Here is a 20,963-nt window from a genome sequence, read left to right as displayed (position 1 = left end):
AGAGCGGCGGGCGGTGTCAGGCGTGGCTGGCCAGCCACTTTCGCCAACTTCCGAATTCGGTAATGTCCCTGGCGGTACCGCTTTCGTTCAACGCCCCGGCAGTGCAGATGAATCCACACGCCCAGCGGCCGCTGGCCAGCTCCACCTGCCCCAGCCCCAGCGGCGCGGGAATCCCGGCCAGAAAGCTGCCCACGGTCTCGACGGGCAGCCGCCATACCTCTACGTCAATGGCCTGGCCCCCCGCATCGCGCAGCAGCGCCGGACGCGAAGGCGGCCCGCCTGCCAGCGCGAACAGCTTGTAGCAAGGAGCCGTCTGGCTCGCTTCGTGCAGCACGCCGCCGCGCTCCGTCAGTTGGTGGTTGAGGGGTAAGCCGCTCAGGTGAGCGCCGCACACCACGATCTCCATGTGGCCGTCCTGGGCGGTGGTTGCCAAATCAGCGAGTGGCGGATGTGCAATGCCGGTTGCCCCCAGTGGCAGCATCACGCGTGCCTCCAGCGCCCGCGCCAACGACAGCAGCATCAGGTCGGCAAACGCCGGGCCGAACAGGGTGACCCCGGCAGGCAGGCCGCTCTCGGGCAATGCCACAGGTACCGCCAGGGCGCTGTAATCGAGCAGGTTCATGAAGTTGGTCCAGGTCCCCAGCCGTGAGTTCACGCCAATCGGGTCAGCGGCGACATCTGCCTTGGTGGGGTGGGTCACCGTGGTGGGGCTGAGCATCACATCTACCTGGGCGATGAGCGCATCGGCCTGGCGCTTGAATTCGGCGAGCTGATAGCGCGCATCGAAGGCATCGACCGCCAGCGGGGTGGCCCCGCCTTGCGTGATCTGAAACGTCACCGGGTGAACGGCTTCGGGGTGGCTGGCCATCAGCTCACGAATCACGTGGTAGCGCTCGGCCACCCAGGGGCCTTCGTAAAGCAGGCGCGCCGCCGCCAGCAGTGGCGCGCAGTCCAGCTCGACCTTTTCACCGCCCAGCGCTTCAAGGTGGGCAATGGCCTGGTGCATGCCCTGGGTGTAGGCCGCATCCGTTTGCCATTGGGTTTCGGGCGGTACGCCAAAGCGGAACGCGGAAGGGGCCTTTCCATAGCGTCTGGCGTGCACGGCAAAATCGTGCTTTCGCGACCAGGCGCACTGATCATCATAGGCAGCGGTAATGCTGAGCACTTTCGCGGCATCGTCGGCGGTGAAGGTAAACAGGCTGATGGTGTCCAGCGTTGCGCAGGCGGGTACTACGCCGCGGGTGCTGAGCAGGCCAAGGCTTGGCTTGACCCCGTACAAGTTGTGAAAACAGGCCGGCACACGGCCTGAGCCCGCCGTATCGGTACCGAGAGCAAAGCTGACCATGCCTGCCGCCGTGACCACCGCCGAGCCACTGCTGGAGCCACCCGGCACCCGCGTCGGGTCGAAGGCATTGGCGGGCGTGCCGTAAACCTCCAGCGCCCGTTCACCGACCAGCCCCGTGGCAAACTGATCCAGGTTGGTTTTGCCCATGGGGATCGCCCCCGCATCGATCAACCGCTGCACGACGAAAGCGTGTTCGCTGGGCGTGTAGGCAAAAGCAGGACACCCCGCCGTGGTCGGAACGCCCGCCAGGTCGATATTGTCCTTGATCGCAAACGGAATGCCGTACAGGGGCAGGGTCTCCGGCGATTCGCCTTCCAGACGTTGGAGGTAGGGCGCTAATTGCTCACGCGTCAGCCGGGTGATCCAGGCAGGGTCATGGCCGTGTGTATCGGCCAGGGCGAGCAGGTGTTCTACCAGTCGTGCAGGTGTCAGGTTGCCCTGCCGATAGGCGCTGTGCAGGCTGGCGATATCCAGCGCTTGGGTGAGTGCCATGGTGGTCTCCTAATCTAGTGCTGAGCTAGTGGTTTTACCTAGCCGTTCTGGGTCGTGTCGAGCTTGAGTGGCGTGTCGTTCATTGGCGTGGCTGGGTGACCTATGCGCCAGGGGTGGGTCGAAAGACGAATCTGCCACCCTTGCCCATCGCGCTCCAGATAGTCCATGCACAGGCTGGCTCGCCAGCGCAGTGCGTCGTCGCTGGCCTTTTCCAGTGGCGTGTAAAGCGAGTCCTGGTGGCCTGATGCGGGGCGCGGAGTGATGGCCATGGCATGGTCACCGATCTGTAACCAGCGTAGCCGCCCTTGGGCGTCGGTGCGCACTAGCTCACGTTGGTCGGGGGTGCATTGGCGTTGCCAGTGTTCGACGTAGCGCCCGTGGGGGTGCTGCTCTTCGAGCAGGTGGTCATCGAGCCAGGCCAGGTGGCCGACGTCTTTCTCCAGGCTGGGGTTCAGGTCCTGCAGGCGGTGCCAGGTGCATACCGGCCCGTCGATCTGGGTGATGCCGACGAAACCGGTCAGGTGGGCGAGCCATTCGAGCTGCGCTCGACTGCACGCCCCCAGGTGCTCGATGCCTGCCAGCGCATCGTGACGGGCGGGAAGGCGCAGGTCGGCATGCCACTGAGCGCCCTGAAGCCAGACCACCTGGGTGCCGGTATCCGTGTACTGGTAGGGCGGCTGAGCGGGCTCGGCATAGAGCGTGCGCTTCCAGACGCCCCGAAACTCGGTTGGTGTGGCGGGGAGTGGTAAGGTCATGAGGCGGGCTTCCCGTCTTGGGCAGCCGAGTGCTTGCCGTGCTGGCCCAGGCTACCCACTTCCCGCGCACCTTCGGGAAGCGTAATCTCACCCTTTGCCAAACGCTCGCGCAGGTAGCGGAAGGTCTGGATCGTTTGGGCGTAGAGGTGATCGCCCGCTTTGAGCGGTGCGTAATGAGCTTTGCCGTGGCGCTCGACCAATTCAGGCAGCGGTGCCACTTCAGTATGGTAATCGCAGGCGAAAAACAGCGGGAAAGAGTAGCGCTCCTGTTTAACTTTGCGCACTCGGTGGGAGGTCGCCACAAATTCGCCGTTGCTCCAAATTTCCAGCATGTCGCCAATATTGACGACTAATGCATCCTCTTGATAGGGGACATCGATCCATTTGCCTGCACCATTCATTACCTCGAGCCCCGGTGCAGTGGGTAGCAGCAGCGTGAAGCACTCGTAGTCGGTATGGGCACCGATGCCTTGGGCATCTTCGGCATCAGGGTTATACGGATAGTGGATCAATCGCAGTTGGCTGGGCGGCTTGGTGACGTGGCGCAATAGCTGCTGCTCATCAAGACCCAATGCTCGGGCAAAGCCGCCCATGAGTGCCCGGCCTACTTGGTAGGCAGCCTCGTAGTAGGCGGCGACAGGCTCGCGGAAACCGTCAAGGTCGGGCCAGGGGTTGGGGCCGAGGAGTGGCGTACCTGCCAACACCTCTGGGTCGTCACTGGGCAGTTCAAAGGCAAGATCAAACGCCTCTTTCATGTCCGGCTTGTTAGGGTCTGGCGACTCTTCACCAGGAGGAACATAGCCTCGGTGGTGATGGTAGAGGCCGATGTAGCGCTCCATTTTGATGGCTTCAGGTTGGGCAAAGAAGCGTTTGGCTTGAGTAATCAAACCCTCGCGAAGCGGGAGGTCGATACCGTGTCCCACCATTTGAAAGAATCCCACGTCTCGTGCGGCGCGACCAAGGTTATCCGCAACCGCTTGGCGTGCAGCGGCATCACCATGGAGTAAACCGCTAATGTCGATAACGGGGATTGCTTGAAAGTCAGCTAAGCGCTGGTCGGCGGTGATCTGGCTCATGCGCTTACCTCCTGTTCACTGGTGAGCACCACAAGTGGTTGCCCCGGCGCAATGGAAGCGCCCTCAGAAAGGGGTAAGCGAGCAACACGGCCAGCGCAGTGGACGGTGATCTCAACTTCCATTTTCATCGACTCCACCAATGCCACTGGCTGGCCAGCCGTTACCAGATCACCCTCTTCCACCAGCAATTTCCACAGACTGCCGGTGACGGGGCTTTCGATGCCTATTTCGTGATCATCCAACGCGGTGACTTCGGTGGCTTCCGGGGCCTGATCTTCAAAGGTGAACTGGCCATTGGCACGCCAGGCGGCCATTTCGGCCTGGAAGGCGGCTTCACGTTTTGAGCGGAAGGTCTCAATTGCCGAGGCATGTTTGTCGATGTCGGCCTGGTAGTCCGCCAAGCGAAAGCGAGTCGTTTCAATGGACAACTCGTAACGACCATGGGGGAAGTCGCGGCGAATTTGCACCAGCGCCTCGTGGCTGACCTCATGAAAACGCAGTTGATCAAAAAAGCGCAGCAGCCAGGGGTTCTCGAAGTGGGCCGTGGTGCGATAGCGGTTCCACATCTGCAGGGTGCGCCCCACGAACTGGTAGCCGCCAGGGCCTTCCATGCCATAGACGCACAGGTAGGCGCCGCCGATACCCACCGAGTTTTCGGCGGTCCAGGTGCGGGCCGGGTTGTATTTGGTGGTAACCAGCCGCTGGCGCGGGTCGAGGGGCGTGGCGACCGGTGCGCCGAGGTAGACGTCCCCTAGCCCCATGACGAGATAGCGGGCGTTGAAGACGATGTCGCGCACCTGCTGCTCGCTTTCCAGCGCATTGATGCGGCGTATGAAGTCCAGGTTGCTGGGGCACCAGGGGGCGTCGGGTCGCACGCTGCGCTGGTACTTGTCCACCGCTTCCTGACAGGCGGGGTCGTCCCAGGAGAGCGGCAGGTGCACCACGCGGGACTCCACTTCCAGCGACTCGACATCCACCAGCGCCTGTTCGGCCTGGCGCAGGTGGGCGAGCAGCTGGTCGAGGCTTAGCTCGCGGGGCTCGTAGTGGAGCTGCAGGGAGCGAATGCCCGGCGTCAGCTCGCGCAGCCCCACCACTGGGTGCTCGCGTAGCCACAGCATCCAGGCGTGGACCCGAAAGCGCAGCGCGATATCCAGCTCCATGGGGCCGAATTCGATCAGCAGGAAGTCGTCACCTGCGCGGCGGTAGACGATGCGCTCGCCTGCCTGAGCAGCATCGACCTCACGGAGCAGCGGCGAGCCGCGCTCGGCCTCACAAACGGGCGCGGGCTGGGCGGACAGCTGCTGCAACTGCGTCAACTGATGCGCTTCCAGGGCGCGGGCATCCTCCAGGCGGATCGGCACGAAGCGCACCTTGTCGCCTGCCGTCAGTTGGCCCAGCTTCCAGCGTTCGGCGCGCACGACCGTGGCCGGGCAGACGAAGCCGCCTAGAGAGGGGCCGTCGGGGCCCAGGATGACCGGCATGTCGCCGGTGAAGTCGATGGTGCCGAAGGCGTAGGCGTTGTCATGAATATTGGAGGGGTGAAGCCCCGCCTCGCCGCCATCGGCGCGTGCCCAGGTAGGCCGAGGGCCGATGAGCCTGACGCCGGTGCGGCTGGAGTTGTAGTGGACTTCCCATTCATGGTCGAAAAAGCGCTCGATATCCTCGTCGGTAAAGAAGTCCGGGGCGCCGTGGGGGCCGTAGAGAACCGCAATGCGGGTCACCTCCGGGCCGCCAAAGGTGGGGATCAGCGCTGGGTCCAGCGCCTTGATGGGCGCAGCCGACAGCGTGGGAAGGTCCAGCATGTCGCCACTGCGCAGGGCGCGACCACCGTGGCCACCAAACTGGCCCAGCGTGAAGGTGCTGCGTGAGCCCAGGTAGCGGGGGCAGTCGATGCCGCCCCGCACCAGCAGGTACGCGCGGGCGCCCACGGCGGCCTTGCCCAGGGTCAGGGTGGCGCCGGCTGGCACGTCGATGACCTGCCAGCCGGAGATGGCGGTACCGTCGAGGATGGCAGGCAGCTCGGCGCCCGCCAGCACGATCTGGGTGGCGCGATGAAAGCGCAGCGTGGGGCCATTCAGGGTGATTTCGAGCCCGGCGGCCTCGTCGGGGTTGTCCAGCAGCCGATTGCCCAAGCGAAACGACCAGTCGTCGAAGGGACCGGATGGGGGAACACCCACGTCCCAGTGGCCTTGACGCCCCGGGTAATCCTGCACGGTGGTCAGCGTGCCTGGGCTGAGCACTTCCATGGCGGGAGGGGTCCATGCCAGCTGGGTGAGCCAGTGCGTGTCGATCTGGGCGGCGTCGAAGCGGGCGTCCCTCAGCACATGGGCCAGCCAGCGGCGATTGGTGGCAATGCCATACACCGAGGCGTCTTCCAGGGCCGTGGCCAGCCGGGCAATGGCCTGTTGGCGAGTGTCGGCATGGACCATCACTTTGGCCAGCATGGGGTCGAACAAGGGGGTGACTTCCAGGCCTGCTTCGAGGGCGTGGTCGATACGCAGGCCCTGGGCCTCGGGGAAGGTGACTTCGGTCAGCAGCCCCGCGCTGGGGCGGAAATCGTGCGCCGGGTCTTCGGCATACAGCCTGGCCTGCACGGCATGGCCACGGGGCTGCAGGCCCTCTGCCAGGCTCGCCAGCGGGGGGAGTGCCTGGCTACCGAGACGTACCATCCACTCGACGATATCGACCCCGTAGACCAGTTCGGTCACGCCGTGCTCGACCTGCAGACGGGTATTGACCTCCAGAAAGTAGAACGCTTCGCGTTCGGCATCGTAGATGAATTCGACGGTGCCCGCACTGCGGTAGTTGACCGCCTGGCCCAGCTGCACCGCCGTGGCGTGCAGGGAGCGCCGCACGGCATCAGGCAGGTTGGGAGCAGGGCACTCCTCGAGAACTTTCTGATGGCGCCGCTGGGTGGAGCAGTCCCGCTCGCCAAGGGCAATCACCTGCCCTTGGCCATCGCCGAACAGCTGCACTTCCAGATGGCGAGCACGGGCGATGTAGGCTTCGAGAAAGACGCCGCCATCGCCGAAGTTGCGCTCGCCCAGACCTTTCACCGAATCAAAAGCGCGTGCCAGCTCTGCCTGGGAGTGGCAGACCTGCATGCCGATGCCGCCACCGCCAGCGGTGGACTTGAGCATGACCGGGTAGCCGATACGCTCGGCGTGAGCCTTGGCGTCTTCCAGCGAGGCCAGCAGCGGTGAGCCGGGGACCAGCGGCACACCGGCCTGTTCGGCCAGCGCGCGGGCTTCGTGCTTCAAGCCAAACTGGCGGATCTGCTCGGCAGTCGGGCCCAGGAAGACCAGCCCGGCCGTGTCGCAGGCGCTGATGAAGCGGGTGTTTTCCGACAGGAAGCCGTAGCCGGGATGAACCGCCTGGGCGCCGCTTTGCTGCGCAATGGCGATGAGCTTGTCGATGTTCAGATAGGTCTCGCTGGCGCCGCCTTCACCCAGCGAATAGGCTTCGTCGGCCTGGTGCACGTAGGGCGCATCGCGGTCGGCGTCGGCGTATACCACGACGCTCTGGATGCCGAGGGCGTTCAGCGTTCGCAGGATACGCGCGGCAATGGCCCCGCGATTGGCAATCAATACCTTGGACAATAACGGTGTCGTGGACATGGTGGTGCCTGCAAAGAAGGGCGGGCCGTCCCGCAGATGAATCAGCCCCTTGGGGTCGTCCCCAGGAGGAAAAGTGACCTCACTCCCAGACCAGCAGCTCGATGGGCGTCGGGTTGTAGCCGTTACAGGGGTTGTTGAGCTGAGGGCAGTTGGAGACCAGCACGATGACATCCATGTTGGCTTCCATCTCGACGTACTTGCCGGGGGCCGAAATACCGTCGGCAAAGGTCAGCCCGCCGTCGGCCGTCACCGGCACGTTCATGAAAAAGTTGATGTTGTGGGTGATGTCGCGTTTGGTCAGCCCGAACTCGGGATGGCGGGCAATGGCCTGCATCCAGTTGTCGCGGCAGGAGTGCATATGGCGCTTTTCGAGATCGTAACGCACGGTATTGCTTTCGCTGGCGCAGGCGCCGCCCAGGGTGTCGTGGCGGCCACAGGTATCGGCGGTGATGGTCAGCATGGTGCGGCCTTCACTGGAGATCAGCTTGGAGCCTGCGGTGAGATAGACCGCTCCCTGTTCGCGAACGGTATCCATGGCGCTGTAGCGCTCGGCGATGTCGTCGGCGCTGAAGAACAGCGTGTCAGCCGCTTGATTGCCTTCCAGGTCTAAAATCCGCAAGGTTTGGCCCTGCTTCACGGTGCCAATATAGTGATCGCCCGCATTAACGGTAGTGCGGCTAATCGCGTTTTCGGGGCGTAAGGTACTCTCGATAATCATGGTTTTCCCCTTAAAGGCCGAGGTGGTATAGGCGGTTATTGGCAAAGCCACGGGCGTTTTCTGGCCGTGAGCGGTAGCAAGGATCGTCCTCTGTCGGTGGCTCAGCCGTACCTAACGCGATATCGACGCCACGGCGCGGGTAGTCAGTGGCAGGGTCCAGCGGGTGAGGGCAGGTATGCAACAATACGAGGGTATCCATTTCGAAGCGCAGCGTGACGCTGTTGCCCGGCTGGCAGTGGTTGCTGACATAGTGCAGCTTGCCTTCGTCATCGCTCTCGACGCGAGAGAACAGGTTGAGATTGGCAGCCATGTCTCGGCGGCCAAGCCCATACTTGGCGAGTTCGACCAGGAAGGCGTCGAAGCCGGTGCGTGTCCAGTCATTGTGGGCCTGCTGGTAGCTCACCGGCTGCCAGCCCTTGGCCAGAAGGTGGTGGGGCATCAGGTTGCCGCCCACGCTATCGTGCCAGCCCAGGGTGTCGTGGGTGATCGACGCAAAGATGCGGCCCATGTCGGAATAGAGGCAGTGGCCCTGGGTGAGTTTGAAGGTGTGCTGGCACTTCAGGGTGTCCGGGAGGTTGAGGCGCTCCAGCAGGTTTTCCGGGTTGTAGCAGAGCAGCCCTACGTTGCTGTTGGCCTGCTGGGCTGACAGGGTCAGCGTGGTGCCGCGGCGCAGGCGCAGGGACCAGTGATGGCCGCCGGGCAGGTGCGTGGTGTAGTCCGCGAGGGTTGTCATGACAGCGTCTCCTGTACGTGGGTGGTCAGGCCGCGTTCCGCCAGCGTGTCACTCAATGCCTGGGCGGAGTGTGCGCGATTGACCTGTTTGCCGATGGGCAGGTCGTAGGTGATGGTGGCGCCATAGGCCTCGGGGGCTTGGGGGTCGTGGCGAGTCTTGTCGAAGACCCACAGCCGCGTGCCGAGGGCGAAGGCTTCGGTGAGGTCGTGGGTGATCATGAAAATGGTCAGCGACTGCTCTTGCCAAAGCCGCGTGATCAGCGCGTGCATGTCCTGGCGAATGCCGGGGTCGAGCGCGCCGAACGGCTCGTCCAGCAGCAGTAACCGAGGTTTCATCATCAGCGCCTGGGCAATGGCGAGGCGTTGCTGCATGCCGCCGGAGAGCTCGTGGGGGTACTTGTGCAGCGCAGGGCCCAGGCCCACCTCCTCGATGCGCGCCGTGGCTACCTCGATGGCGCGCCGCCGGGATGCACCAAAGCGCTTGCCCAGCAGCGGGGCAGTACGCAGCTCTTCGGCGATCATGACGTTGCCCAGGACGGTCAGGTGGGGGAAGACCGAGTACTTTTGAAACACGACGCCTCGGTCAGGGCCGGGTTCGTCAGGAATGGGCTGGCCATCCAGCAGCAGGCTGCCTTTGGAGCGCTTTTCGGTGCCCAGCAGCATTTTCAGGAAGGTGGTCTTGCCACAACCTGACGCGCCCACCAGCGTCACGAACTCGCCTTCCTCGACGGAGAAGTTGAGGTTTTCCAGCACCACGTGCTGGCCATAATGCTTTTCCAACCGGTGGGCGGAGAGCAGGCTCATGATTTGTCTCCTTCATCGGCGTGATACCAGGGGAAGGCCAGCCGTGATACCCAGGCCAGCAGTTGATCCAGCACAAAGGCCAGCAGGGTGATCCAGGCCACGTAGGGCAGAATCACGTCCATGGAGAGGTAGCGGCGCACCAGAAAGATGCGATAGCCAAGGCCCTCCTGGGCGGCAATCGCTTCTGCTGCAATCAGGAACAGCCAGGCGCTGCCCAGCGCCAGCCGTGTGGCATTGAGCAGCCGAGGCGTCAATTGAGGCAACAGCACTCGCAGCAGCACTTGCCAGGAGCTGGCGCCCAGGGTCTGGGCCTTGATCAACTGTTCGTCTGGCAGGCGCAGGGCGTGGCCCTGCAAGTCACGAATCAGAAAGGGCGTCACGCCCATCACGATCAACGCGATCTTGGCCGCTTCCCCGGTGCCAAAGGCGATGAACAGGATCGGCAGAATGGCCATGGGCGGTATCAGCGACGTTACCGTGATCAGCGGCGAGAGCTTGGCGCGCAGCAGCGGAATGCCGCCACTCAAGATGCCCACCACCAGGCCGATCAGCGCGCTGATACCGACACCGATCAGCAGCCTTTCGAGGCTGGCGAAAGTGTCGGTCCACAATACGATCTGGCCGGTGCGCACGTTCTCGGCCGTGGCCAGGTGGTGAAAGGTCTGCGCCATGCTGCCAGGGGAAGGCAGCAGGCGGTCGTTGGGGTTGTCAGCCAGGCGAGCACTGGAGGCGCTCAGGTAGAGCATGCCCAGTACCAGAAACGGCACCAGTCCCAGCAGCCAGCGGCCGCCGCGCGAGGGCGACAGGTTAATCAAGCGCTTCATGGCAGGGTCCACCAGGTAAGTAAGGGGCAGAAGCGGCGAGCCGCCGCTTCATGGGGCGAATACCGTGGCCTCGTTACTGCGCGTCGAGGTACGCCTGAGTAAAGGAAGGATCGAAGCGCAGCTGCACGTTACTCTCGTCACCGAAGATACCGCTGGGCGTTTCGATGCCCACCACGCCCGCGCTGGGTGCCATGTCGCCCAACAGCCCGTGGGTAAAGCTGAAGTCGGCCACTCGCTCCATGGTGTCCAACAGCTCGGGGCTTTCCATCAGCGCCACGGCTTCGGCGGGGTCGGTATACAGGTAGGTTGCCTCTAGCTGGGCACGGTAACCCTCCAGATCGGTGCCGGCGGCATCGGCCATGATCGTCAGCGCGTGCTCGTCATTGGCCTCGACAAGCGCCATGACCTCGTACCAGGCGCCCACCAGGGCGTGACCCAGGGCGGGGTAGTCGGCCAGGGTTTGGGTGTGCACCACCATCATGTCGAGAATTTCACCGGGGATTTCCGCCGAGGTGTATACCACCTGGCTGTCCGGCATCTCGGCGATGGTGCTGAGCTGCGGATTCCATGCGGCTACGGCTTCGGTACTGCTGCTGGAAAACAGGCCGACGATATCGGCGTCGGAGGTATTGACCGTTTCGATGTCGCGCTCGGTCAGCCCAACGCTCTCCAGGGCGCGTGCCAGAAAGTAGTGAGACACGCTGAACTGCACCAGATTGACCCGGCGGCCTTCGATATCCGCCAGCTCACCGCCCCCTTTGAGCACGATGCCGTCATTGCCGTTGGAGTAGTCGTTGATGATCAGTGCGGTGGAGTCGACGCCGCTGGCGGCAGGAATGGTCAGAGCGTCCATGTTGGTCATGGCGCAGCCATCGACGTTGCCCGAGGTGAACTGGTTGATGGACTCGACGTAGTCGTTGACCTGTATCACGTCGATAGCGATGCCGTGCTGCTCGGCCCATTTGTCGACGATGCCTTCGACATCGGCATAGGCCCAAGGCATCCAGCCTGCATAAATGGACCAGCAGACGCTGAATTGATCACGCTCCTGGGCATGTACGAAAGAGGGAGCCAGCGAGGTGGCCAGCAGGGCGGCCGAGAGCGGAGCCAGCAGATATTTACCAGGGGTGCGGATGGAACGGGTCATGAGAGCCTCCAGCGGCTAAGTAAAAACTCAGGGGGCATCGGCGCATCACTGTGCCTTATCCTCCCGGGCTTTTATCCCGCCGTGTAACCTTGCGCTTGCAAGGTCGATCGCTCTCGGACCAGCCACAACCATCAGGGGCGTTTCGTTGATGGTGTCGGAACCCTAGCGATCTATTGGAAACTCGATTGTGCGGCTGCGATAGCGGCCAATACCCCGTGTGTAACACCATGAACACAGCAAGATATTGGCCGCTTGCTTAAAAATGACGGTGAATCATGCGTTTGGCGACGTTTCTGACGAACAGGGCATGCAGCGTCGCTTTTGTCTGCGCATTTTTTTGGTGCGTTATCATTGGGCTTGCACCACGCTGTATCGGTTGTCAGCGCTTACAGCGGCGTCTTGCTCATCCTGCCCGGTACTTCTCGCACCAGCCTGGGCATCAGGAAGCCGGGCAGGTGTTCGAGCAACTGCTGGACCAGCGCTTTGGCGCGTTCGTCGGTGACGTCGTAGTGGGCTGCGCCTTGTACGGGGTCGAAGGCGTGCAAGTAATAGGGCAGTATCCCCGCCTCGAACAGTCGTTCGGAGAGCGTGGCCAGGGTCGTGACGTCATCGTTGATGTCGCGCAGCAGGACGCTCTGATTGAGCAGCGTGACGCCCGCCTGTTTGAGGCGCGCGCAGGCTGCGACCACGGCCTGGTCGATCTCGTTGGCGTGGTTGATGTGCAGCACCATTACCTTTTGCAGCCGGGTGTTGCCAAGCCAGCCCAGCAGGTGGTCATCCACCCGGTCCGGGATGACCACCGGCAGGCGCGTATGCAGCCGCAGTCGCTGCAGGTGGGGAATCTCTTCCAGCTGCGCGACCAGCCAGCTCAATTGCCTGTCGTTGGCGGCCAGCGGGTCGCCGCCGGAGAGAATCACTTCCCGAATGGCGCTGTCCTGGCGGATATAGCCAAGGGCCTCCTGCCATTGGGCTCGCGAAGGCGCGTGCTCCTGGTAGGGGAAGTGGCGGCGAAAGCAGTAGCGGCAGTTGATGGCGCAGGCCGGGCTGGCGATCAACAGCACGCGGTTGGTGTATTTATGGATCAGGCCTTTGGCCGGGCGGTGATCGGCTTCTTCCAGTGGGTCAGTGACATAGCCAGGCGGCGACAGGGCTTCTTCGGCCAGCGGCAGGACCTGGCGCAGCAGCGGGTCGCCGGGGTCGTTGGGCGCGATGCGTGACAGATACGCCTCGGGCACGCAGATATCGAACAGGCGATGCCCCGCCTGGGCTTCTTGCTGCCACTGGGCGTCCAGGCCAAGGCGCTGACAGAGGGTTTGCGGGTCGCGAATGGCGCGGGATAGTTGCCGTTGCCAGGAGGCGGGCGCCTCGTCGGATATCGAGTGACCGGCAATGATGATGTTCTCCTGCAAAAAGCCCTCCTTCGGGTTATCATGCGCGCACTTGGCTACAAGGTTAACGACGGCGAAGCAGGGCTGCGCGCGTCACCGACTGAAACACACCATAGAACCATTGAGAGGCAGTATGGCGAACTATTCTACCAATGAATTCAAAGCGGGTTTGAAAGTAATGCTCGATGGCGATCCTTGTTCGATCGTCGAGAACGAGCTGGTCAAGCCTGGCAAGGGTCAAGCGTTCAACCGCGTCAAGCTGCGCAACCTGATGACTGGCCGTGTCGGTGAGCGCACCTTCAAGTCTGGCGACTCGCTGGAAGGCGCTGACGTCATGGATCTGGAGATGGAGTACCTCTACACCGACGGTGACATGTGGCACTTCATGAAGACCGACGGCTCTTTCGAGCAGTACGCGGTAGAGAAAAAAGCACTGGGCGAGACCGAAAAGTGGCTCAAGGAGCAGGTGCCCTACACCCTGACGCTGTGGAACGACAAGGCGATCTCGGTCACGCCGCCCAACTTCATCGAGCTGGAAGTCGTCGAAACCGACCCCGGCCTGAAAGGCGATACTGCTCAGGGCGGCTCAAAGCCTGCTACGCTTTCCTCGGGTGCCGTGGTACGCGTACCGCTGTTCATCAACCAGGGCGAAGTGTTGAAGATCGACACCCGCTCCGGTGAGTACGTATCACGCGCTTGATCGGCGTCACTTGCAAGCGGTAAGCAAAGCCACGCACTCTGCGTGGCTTTATGTTGTCAGGGAGAAGGGAATGACGGCCAGTTGGCAGCCAACAGCATCCATGGAGACGCTACGTGAGCGTGCGCGCCTGCTTGCGGCAGTGCGCCATTTTTTCGTATCACGGGATGTCATGGAAGTAGAGACCCCCGTCCTCGGGCAAGGGGGCAGTACCGATGTCAACCTCGTGTCGCTGGCGACGCGGGCACGCACGGACAAGGGCCAGCGCAAGCTGTGGCTGCAAACCTCGCCGGAATTTCACATGAAGCGGCTGCTGGCGGCGGGAAGCGGACCTATCTTTCAGCTGGCTCGGAGCTTTCGTGATGGAGAGGTGGGGTCGCGGCACAATATCGAATTCACCATGCTGGAGTGGTATCAGCCGGGCTATTCGCTCGCCCAGCTGATCGAAGAGACCACGGCGCTGGTCGCCCATGTGATGCCCAATGCTCCTGGGCCAGTGGTGCACTACCGCTACCGTGAGCTGTTTCATACGCATCTGGAAGTGGACCCTTTCACCACGTCGCTGGACACCCTGCGGCTGGTGGCGGCCGAGCGGGGCAGCATGCCCGCCAAGGCGTTGGCCGAGGAGGGGCGTGATACGTGCCTCGATCTGCTCATGGGCATGGTCATCGAGCCGCGCCTGGGCCAGCAGGAGCTGAGCGTGGTGGTGGATTATCCGGCCAGCCAGGCGGCACTCGCGCAGCGCCATCAGGATAGCGATGGGGAGTGGGTGGCGTCGCGGTTCGAGCTCTATCTGAACGGGGTCGAGCTGGCGAACGGCTACCATGAGCTGACCGATGCCGATGAACAGCGCCAGCGGTTTGCCCGCGATAACGAGGAGCGTCGTCGGTTGGGGCTGAGCGAAGTGGACGTGGACGAGCGGCTGCTGGCCGCGCTGGCCCATGGAATGCCTGCTGCCTCCGGTGTCGCGCTGGGCATCGACCGGTTGATACAGCAGGCCTTGGGCAAGGGGAAGCTGGAGGAAGTACTGGCGTTTGCTACCCCTGCCTGTTGAGGTTGGTCGTGCCGGGCGCTGGCTATGACGCCTGCGGCGTTGCCAAGGATTGGCCCATGGCCACCTTGGCGCCCAGCTCATGCTCGGCAAAGGTGATCGGCTTGGCGAAGCAGGTGACCACCGTGGAGCCCAGCTTGAAGCGGCCCATCTCGGCGCCTTTTTCGATCACGATGGGCTGGCCGAAGACCATCCGCTGGGGCGTGCCCGCCAGCGGGGTCACCTGGCCTGCCCAGACGGTCTCGATGGCGGCCACGATCATGGCACCCACCAGCACCATGGCCATGGGGCCGTGCTCGGTATCGAAGATACAGACCAGACGCTCATTGCGCGCAAACAGGCCGGGCACGTAGTTGGCGGTGGCCTGATTGACGGAGAACAGCCGCCCCGGCACGTAGATCATTTCGCGCAGTGTACCGGTCACCGGCATGTGCACGCGATGGTAATCCCGTGGGGAGAGGTACACGGTGGCAAAGCTGCCTGCCATGAACTCCTGGGCCAGCGCATCGTCCCCCCCCAGCAGCGTATGCACCGAATAGCGATGCCCCTTGGCTTGCACGATGTCGCCTGCGCACAGGCGGCCAAACTGTGAAAGGGTGCCGTCGGCCGGGCTGAGGATGCCATCGCCCAGGGGGCGGGCATCGGGCTTCAGCGCTCGGGTGAAGAAGTCGTTGAACGTGGCGTAGGCGGTAGGGTCCGGTTCCAGTGCCTGGCTCATGTCCACGTCGAAGCGTTTGATGAACGCTTTGATGACGGCATTCTTGACCCGTGGTTGATCGCACGCGGCGACCTTGCCCGTCAGCCGGGAAAGCGCGTGATGGGGCAGTGGGTACTGCAGTAGCGAAAAGGCTTTTTGAGAAACGGTCACAGTGGTGTCTTTGTCTCGATGTCGGTTGAGTGTCGTTGGCGCATGGCAGTCATCAGCGTTCGATGGGGGTATCGTCGCGATTGCCCCATTCGCCCCAGGAGCCCGCGTAGCCACGAATGTTGAAGCCCAGGGCCTTGCCCACCAGCCAGGTAAAGCTGCTGCGGTGGTGGCTTTGGCAGTGGGTGGCGATCTCCATGTCCGGTGTCAGGCCCAATGCGCCCAGTTCGGTGATCAGTTCGGCGTAGTCGCGAATGCGCAGCGCGCGTTGACGATCCATGGCGTCTACCCAATCCATGTTCACCGCGCCGGGGATGTGGCCCAGGTGCTTGTTGTTGCCACGCTCACCGTCGTATTCGGCCTTCGAACGGGCATCCCAGATGGCGAACTGCTTGTCGTTCAGCTTGTCGAGAATCTCGTCGCGGCTGATGGCGGCCTGGGGATTGAGAATGTCGGCCTGATAGTCACTGGGCGTGGGGGCCGTGGGCTCGGTGCTCTCTTCGAGGCCCGCGTCGCGCCATGCATGAATGCCGCCATTCAGGTAGGAGTAGCGGGTATGGCCAATCAGCTCCAGCGTCCACAGCAGGCGAGCAGCCCAGCCGCCACCCTCGTCATCGTAGGCCACCACGTGGGTATCACGGGTCAGGCCCATGGCGCTGAACAGCTGCGAGAGAAACGCCACGGAGGGCACGTCGTTGGGGACCGGGCCCTCGCCGCGCATCAGATAGCGGTAGTCGAGGTAAATGGCGCCGGGCACGTGCCCCTGCCGGTAGCTGTCGCCATTCAGTGGCACATCGACGATCAAGAGCTGAGGGTCGCCCAGATGCTCGACGAGCTGTTCTGGTTCGACGATCAGTGGCAGCACGTTGGTTTCGGAAGAGTGGCTGTTGGTCATGGTCGGCTCCCTGTCCCTGCAATGAAAGTAATCTGAGCCATCGGCGTCAGCCGTCAGGCCTGGGTGTTCAGGCTATCCAGTATGCGTCGGTAGCTGGTAAAGCGCTCTGGGTGAATCTTGCCCGCCTCGACGGCATTCAGTAAAGCACAGCCGGGCTCATTGCGATGGCGGCAATCCCTGAAGCGGCATTGGCCCAGGTAGGGGTGAAACTCGATGAAGCCGTTGGTCACTTCCTGTTCATCGAGGTGCACCAGCCCGAATTCGCGGATGCCGGGGGAGTCGATCAGCTCGCCGTCGTGCACTTCGTCGCTGCGCATGGCGTAGAGCCTGGCGGTGGTGGTGGTGTGAGTACCCTTGCGCGAATCTTCCGAGAGGGCGCCGATGCGCAGGGTCTCGTCCGGCAGCAGCAGATCGATCAGCGAAGATTTGCCTACCCCGCTCTGGCCGACGAACACCGAGGTACGGCCCTCCAGCTGCTGACGCAGGGCGTTCAGGCCGTCAGGGTTGGCCGTGGTGGTACGCACCACCCGATAGCCCAGTTGGCGGTAACGCTCCAGCAGTTGGCCAAGTTCGCCACCCCCTTCCGGCAGCAGGTCGGTCTTGTTGAGCACCAGTACGGGCGTGATGCCGGTGGCCTCGGCGGCGACCAGGTAGCGGTCGATCAGGTTGGGGTGCGGCGCGGGCTCCACCGCAAAGACGATCAGCAGCTGGTCGATGTTGGCGGCCACCGGCTTGAGCTGCCCTCTGGCATCCGGGCGCTTGAGGATGGTGTCGCGCTCCTCTCGGGCCACCACGACGCCAGAGCCATCCTGACCCGCTCGCCAGATCACCCGGTCGCCGGTCACCAGCCCTTCCAGGTTGGCGCGCAGATGGCAGCGTACCGGGGTGCCGTCGGCATCGCGGACTTCCAGGGTGCGGCCGAAGTGGGCCATCACACGGCCTGGCTGTTCGGGACCATACTCCCCGGCGGAGAGTTTTTCGGCGTCCCGCGCGTCGCGTTTTTCCGCCCGCTGAGCGCGCTCGGCCTGGATTTTTTCGACGCGCCACTGCTGCTGACGGCTTAATTTACGTTTGCTCATGACCACCCGAAGATCGTTACAATGGCAGGCATTGTAACCACCTGAGCCACCCGCTGTCCCCTACGGGGTGCGGTGCAAGGCAATATAAGCGACACTTTTATGCACATCGCTCGTGTTGAAGCGACTTTGGCCAAGGAATGAGACGAATGAGTGAGCAAGCCGTCACCCCGCGCAGCGACCTGCTGGTATGGATCGATCTGGAGATGACCGGCCTGGAGCCGAACAAGGAGCGCATCATCGAAGTGGCCACGCTGATCACCGATGCGCATCTCAACGTGGTGGCCGAAGGGCCGGTGATTGCCGTCAAGCAGCCGGACAGCCTGCTGGCCGCCATGGATGAGTGGAATCAGAAAACTCACGGTGAGTCGGGGCTCGTGGCGCGGGTCAAGGCCAGCCAGGTGAGTACCGAAGAGGCCGAGCAGCAGACGCTGGCGTTTTTGAGCCGCTACGTGGTGCCCGGCTCATCGCCCATGTGTGGCAACAGCATCCATCAGGATCGCCGCTTTCTGGAGCGTGAGATGCCCGCCCTGTGGAGCTTCTTCCACTACCGCAACCTGGATGTGTCCAGCGTCAAGGAACTGGCCAAGCGCTGGAACCCGAGTGCGCTGGAAGGGTTCAAGAAGCGCAACGTGCATTTGGCGATGGACGACATCAAGGAGTCGATTGCCGAGCTTGCCCACTATCGCAGCACCTTCCTGCGCGTGGCGCCCGGCAGCGACAGCAGCATTGATCCGCGCTGACGCTTTTCAGCCTTGCGTCGCGATGCGCGCTGCGCGTTTCTGGTGCTGCTCTGCCAGTGCCCAGACCACGTGCTCGCGGACCAGCGCGCTGGGGTAGGCGCGGCGTGCCCACAGGGCGGCTTCGACGTCACTGCTCCAGGGCGCATTGCCCAGGCCCACCGCCAGGTTGCGTAGCCAACGCTCGTAGCCGATGCGGCGTATCGGGCTCCCGGCAGTCTTGTCAAGAAACTCCGCCTCGCTCCAGCCGAACAGAGTGACGAGCGAGGCGCGGTCGAGATCGTGACGCGGAGCAAAATCCTGCTCCTGGGTCGGGCGTGTGAAGCGGGTAAACGGGCAGACCAGCTGGCAGTCATCGCACCCATAGACACGGTTGCCCATGGCCCGGCGGTACTCCACGGGGATCGCGCCGTGCAGTTCGATGGTCAGGTAGGAGACGCATTTGCGCGAATCGACCACCTTGTCATCGACGATGGCGCCGGTGGGGCAGGCCGTGCGGCAGGCGCTGCAGCTGCCGCAGTGCTCTCGCTCGAAGGGCGGGTCCACGGGCAGGGGCAGGTCGGTATACAGCTCGCCGAGAAAGAACAGCGAGCCAGCCTGGGGGTTGAGCAGCATGGCGTTCTTGCCGAACCAGCCAAGCCCTGCCTTCTGGGCCAAGGCACGCTCCATGACCGGGGCCGAGTCGACGAAAGCGCGAAAGCCAAAGGCGCCCACCTCTTGCTCGATCTGCCGCGCCAGCTGGGCCAGCCGTTTGCGCATCAGTTTGTGGTAGTCGCGCCCCAGGGCATAGCGCGATACATAGGCACGCTGGGGCTGCCCCAGTACTTTGGTGGTGGCAACGTCGGCGGGCAGGTAGTCCATGCGCACGCTGATCACCCGCTGTGTGCCGGGTTCCAGCTCGGCTGGGCGGGTGCGCTTGGTGCCGTGCTTGGCCATGAAGCCCATGTCGCCGTGGTAGCCCTGTTCCAGCCAGCGCTCGAGATGGCGCTCGTGGACGGTAAGATCGGTATCGGTGATGCCGACCTGCTGAAAGCCCAGCTCGCGCCCCCAGCGCTTGATTCGCTCGGCGAGTTGCTGGAGTTGCTCGGCAGAGAGTGAAAAATCAGAGGAAGGTGGCATGGTTGATCAACGTTGGCGCGACAGGCGCGCTATGCTAACCCATTACGCTTTCATACGACATGCACGGTGCTGCCGTGTCACCACGACGGCAGCGCCCCGGCACATGGCAACCGCTAAGGAGAGACCGTGTCCACACTGAGTACCTCATCGCTACGCCCTTTGTACAAGGCGGCCCAGGTGCGTGAGCTGGATCGACGCACCATTGCCAGTGGCATCGACAGCTTCGCACTGATGCAGCGCGCGGCTTCCAGTGCCTGGCACAGTTTTCGCTCGCGCTGGCCCCAGGCCCGCAGCGTCACGGTGCTGTGTGGAAGCGGCAACAACGGGGGCGATGGCCACGTGCTGGCGGCTCTGGCCATGCAGGCAGGGCTCAAGGTTCAGCGGCTTTCGAGCAAACCCCTGGAAGCGCTCACGGGGGACGTTGCCAAGGCGGCGGGGCTGGCATCGGCCGCCGGGGTGGGATTCGACGAGTGGCGGCCCGCCACGACCCTGGTGGGGGAGGTGATTGTCGATGCCCTGCTGGGTACCGGGCTTGCCGGTGAGCCCCAAGGCAACATCCGACAGGCCATCGAGGCCATCAATGGTGCGCACCAGCCGGTACTGGCGCTGGACATTCCCTCGGGTCTGTCGGCGGATAGCGGGGCCGTGCTGGGCAGTGCGGTGGTGGCGGATGGCACCGTTACCTTCATTGGCGACAAGGTCGGGCTGCATACCGGCGACGCGCCAGCCTATACCGGCGAGATCGATTTTCGCCCGTTGGGCGTAAAGGCTCAGGCCTTTTTCGATATTCCGCCCACGGCCTGGCGACTGGATGAAGCGCTGCTGGCCGACGCCTTTGCACCGCGTTCGCGGATCAGCCACAAGGGCAATCTGGGGCATGTGCTGGTCATGGGCGGCGCGCCCGGCTTTGGTGGAGCCGCCTTGCTGGCCGCCCAGGCCGCGGCGCGGCTAGGCGCGGGCAAGGTCACCCTGGCGACGGCCGAGGAGCACATTACCGCGAGTTTGGTACGCTGTCCGGAAGTCATGGCCCGAGCCGTGCGCGGCGGGGCGGAAGCCGCCGAACTGCCCGACACCGCCGATGTGGTGGTGATTGGCCCAGGTCTGGGGCAGGGCGCCTGGGGGCAGGCGCTGTTGCAAAGTGCACTGCAGGGGGCGACGCCGCTGGTGGTGGATGCCGATGCCCTGAACCTGCTGGCCAGCCGCTGGCCTGACGTGCGCCGCGATGACTGGATACTGACCCCGCATCCGGGGGAAGCCGCGCGACTGCTGGGGTGCACGGTGGCCGAGGTACAGGCGGATCGCCCCGAGGCGGCGCGGGCCTTGCAGCGTGCCCGTGGCGGCGTGGTGATCTTGAAAGGGGCAGGCAGCCTGATCGTCGGCCCCAGTGGGCTGGTGGTATGCCCATACGGGAATCCCGGCATGGCCAGCGGCGGCATGGGTGACGTGCTGAGCGGCATGCTGGGAGCCTTGGCAGGCCAGCATGATCGCCTGGAGTGGAGCGCCTGGCTGGGTGTCATGGTACACGGCCTGGCGGGCGATGCCGCCGCGAAAGCCAGCGGAGAGCGTGGCCTGTTGGCAAGTGATCTGGCATCCTATGCACGAGCGTTTATCAACCCGTGAAG

General features: G+C 63.6%; 18 protein-coding genes and 1 riboswitch. Of the genes, 4 read left to right on the top strand and 14 right to left on the bottom strand.

The features are described 5' to 3' along the window. Nucleotides 1–16: 16 nt before the first annotated feature. The 10 genes from atzF to epmB all read right to left on the bottom strand — a co-directional run bounded on the left by atzF (nucleotide 17) and on the right by epmB (nucleotide 12,919). A complete protein-coding gene (gene atzF / locus RVM27_RS02585; RefSeq protein ID WP_498957271.1) occupies nucleotides 17–1,837 on the bottom strand; it encodes an allophanate hydrolase in 1,821 nt (606 codons plus the stop codon). Between the two features lie 38 nt (nucleotides 1,838–1,875). Further along, on the bottom strand, nucleotides 1,876–2,592 hold the full coding sequence (locus RVM27_RS02580) for a hypothetical protein (protein WP_498957270.1): 717 nt from the start codon (nucleotides 2,590–2,592) through the stop codon (nucleotides 1,876–1,878). Beyond that, on the bottom strand, nucleotides 2,589–3,668 hold the full coding sequence (locus tag RVM27_RS02575) for an isopenicillin N synthase family dioxygenase (RefSeq protein ID WP_498957269.1): 1,080 nt from the start codon (nucleotides 3,666–3,668) through the stop codon (nucleotides 2,589–2,591). The genes RVM27_RS02580 and RVM27_RS02575 overlap by 4 nt, the downstream gene beginning before the upstream one ends. After that, nucleotides 3,665–7,285: an acetyl-CoA carboxylase biotin carboxylase subunit family protein gene (uca, locus tag RVM27_RS02570; protein ID WP_498957268.1), complete on the bottom strand. Its 3,621-nt coding sequence runs from the start codon at nucleotides 7,283–7,285 to the stop codon at nucleotides 3,665–3,667. The genes RVM27_RS02575 and uca overlap by 4 nt, the downstream gene beginning before the upstream one ends. A 79-nt stretch (nucleotides 7,286–7,364) precedes the next feature. Then, the gene (locus RVM27_RS02565; RefSeq protein WP_498957267.1) at nucleotides 7,365–8,003 is read right to left on the bottom strand and encodes an urea carboxylase-associated family protein; all 639 of its coding nucleotides are present in this window, start codon (nucleotides 8,001–8,003) and stop codon (nucleotides 7,365–7,367) included. Nucleotides 8,004–8,013: 10 nt separating this feature from the next. Continuing rightward, nucleotides 8,014–8,736: an urea carboxylase-associated family protein gene (locus tag RVM27_RS02560; RefSeq protein WP_498957266.1), complete on the bottom strand. Its 723-nt coding sequence runs from the start codon at nucleotides 8,734–8,736 to the stop codon at nucleotides 8,014–8,016. Further along, a complete protein-coding gene (locus RVM27_RS02555) occupies nucleotides 8,733–9,539 on the bottom strand; it encodes an ABC transporter ATP-binding protein (RefSeq protein WP_498957265.1) in 807 nt (268 codons plus the stop codon). The genes RVM27_RS02560 and RVM27_RS02555 overlap by 4 nt, the downstream gene beginning before the upstream one ends. Continuing rightward, on the bottom strand, nucleotides 9,536–10,363 hold the full coding sequence (locus RVM27_RS02550) for an ABC transporter permease (protein WP_081136957.1): 828 nt from the start codon (nucleotides 10,361–10,363) through the stop codon (nucleotides 9,536–9,538). The genes RVM27_RS02555 and RVM27_RS02550 overlap by 4 nt, the downstream gene beginning before the upstream one ends. Nucleotides 10,364–10,436: 73 nt before the next feature. Continuing rightward, nucleotides 10,437–11,510, bottom strand: coding sequence for a putative urea ABC transporter substrate-binding protein (locus RVM27_RS02545; protein ID WP_189462894.1), 1,074 nt, complete (start codon nucleotides 11,508–11,510; stop codon nucleotides 10,437–10,439). 58 nt (nucleotides 11,511–11,568) lie between these two features. Continuing rightward, nucleotides 11,569–11,687, bottom strand: a riboswitch (guanidine-I (ykkC/yxkD leader). A 209-nt stretch (nucleotides 11,688–11,896) separates the two neighbouring features. After that, the gene (gene epmB / locus RVM27_RS02540; protein WP_039177581.1) at nucleotides 11,897–12,919 is read right to left on the bottom strand and encodes an EF-P beta-lysylation protein EpmB; all 1,023 of its coding nucleotides are present in this window, start codon (nucleotides 12,917–12,919) and stop codon (nucleotides 11,897–11,899) included. Between the two features lie 112 nt (nucleotides 12,920–13,031). On the opposite strand from epmB, the gene efp reads away from it, so the two are divergent. Together efp and epmA are read left to right on the top strand one after the other, a co-directional pair. Next, nucleotides 13,032–13,598, top strand: coding sequence for an elongation factor P (efp, locus tag RVM27_RS02535; RefSeq protein ID WP_016913434.1), 567 nt, complete (start codon nucleotides 13,032–13,034; stop codon nucleotides 13,596–13,598). A gap of 70 nt (nucleotides 13,599–13,668) precedes the next feature. After that, on the top strand, nucleotides 13,669–14,649 hold the full coding sequence (gene epmA / locus RVM27_RS02530) for an EF-P lysine aminoacylase EpmA (protein ID WP_016913435.1): 981 nt from the start codon (nucleotides 13,669–13,671) through the stop codon (nucleotides 14,647–14,649). Between the two features lie 22 nt (nucleotides 14,650–14,671). Here epmA and asd read toward each other — a convergent pair whose 3' ends face one another. From asd to rsgA, 3 genes are read right to left on the bottom strand one after another with little or no spacing between them, the layout of a single operon-like run. Beyond that, nucleotides 14,672–15,514, bottom strand: coding sequence for an archaetidylserine decarboxylase (gene asd, locus RVM27_RS02525; protein WP_016913436.1), 843 nt, complete (start codon nucleotides 15,512–15,514; stop codon nucleotides 14,672–14,674). A gap of 52 nt (nucleotides 15,515–15,566) precedes the next feature. Continuing rightward, nucleotides 15,567–16,406: a sulfurtransferase gene (locus RVM27_RS02520; protein WP_081136963.1), complete on the bottom strand. Its 840-nt coding sequence runs from the start codon at nucleotides 16,404–16,406 to the stop codon at nucleotides 15,567–15,569. 53 nt (nucleotides 16,407–16,459) lie between these two features. Continuing rightward, a complete protein-coding gene (rsgA, locus tag RVM27_RS02515) occupies nucleotides 16,460–17,485 on the bottom strand; it encodes a small ribosomal subunit biogenesis GTPase RsgA (protein ID WP_026001635.1) in 1,026 nt (341 codons plus the stop codon). 146 nt (nucleotides 17,486–17,631) lie between these two features. Here rsgA and orn point away from each other — a divergent pair, with 146 nt between their 5' ends. Beyond that, entirely contained in the window at nucleotides 17,632–18,225 is a 594-nt protein-coding gene (gene orn, locus RVM27_RS02510; protein ID WP_287807346.1) for an oligoribonuclease, read from the top strand. 6 nt (nucleotides 18,226–18,231) lie between these two features. Here the strand turns inward: orn and queG are convergent, their stop codons facing one another. Further along, complete coding sequence (gene queG / locus RVM27_RS02505; protein ID WP_287807345.1) at nucleotides 18,232–19,341, bottom strand: tRNA epoxyqueuosine(34) reductase QueG; 1,110 nt, start codon at nucleotides 19,339–19,341, stop codon at nucleotides 18,232–18,234. A gap of 126 nt (nucleotides 19,342–19,467) precedes the next feature. Between queG and RVM27_RS02500 the strand changes: the two genes are divergently transcribed. Then, entirely contained in the window at nucleotides 19,468–20,961 is a 1,494-nt protein-coding gene (locus RVM27_RS02500) for a carbohydrate kinase family protein (RefSeq protein WP_498957264.1), read from the top strand. The last annotated feature ends 2 nt before the right edge of the window (nucleotides 20,962–20,963 follow it).

The sequence above is a fragment of the Halomonas sp. KM007 genome (assembly GCF_050709225.1).
GTDB classification, from domain to species: domain Bacteria; phylum Pseudomonadota; class Gammaproteobacteria; order Pseudomonadales; family Halomonadaceae; genus Vreelandella; species Vreelandella hamiltonii.
This window is presented reverse-complemented; position numbering and strand designations above follow the sequence as displayed.